This is a genomic window from Citrobacter sp. TBCS-14 (assembly GCF_005280805.1).
Lineage (GTDB): Bacteria > Pseudomonadota > Gammaproteobacteria > Enterobacterales > Enterobacteriaceae > Citrobacter > Citrobacter gillenii.
Genome location: NZ_SZWM01000512.1, coordinates 1 through 241, shown reverse-complemented (window position 1 = coordinate 241; position 241 = coordinate 1). Strand labels below are relative to the sequence as shown.

The 241-nt window shown below is 60.6% G+C and carries 1 protein-coding gene; it reads right to left on the bottom strand.

What is annotated here, in order from left to right; all coding sequences use genetic code 11:
• On the bottom strand, positions 1–241 hold a 241-nt coding region (locus FDX22_RS19615), incomplete at both ends, for an ACT domain-containing protein (protein ID WP_146717656.1).

The following is a 241-nucleotide window of genomic DNA, read 5'->3' as shown; positions in this document are numbered from 1 at the left end:
GGCCTGTTCCAGCCCAAAACGGATCGCTTCGTGCCTGTCTGACGACAGCGGACTGCCGTCCGGCTCCAGAACGATGAACGTATCCATCGCCATGCCATCACGGGTGGTGAAAATCTGTGCATCGTGAACGCTAAGATTACGCCTGTCCAGTTCGGCGCAGACGGCGGCAAACAGGTAAGGGCGGTCAGGGCTCCAGATGAAAATTTCTGTCCCGCCGCGCGTGGCCTGCGGGCTGAGCAGG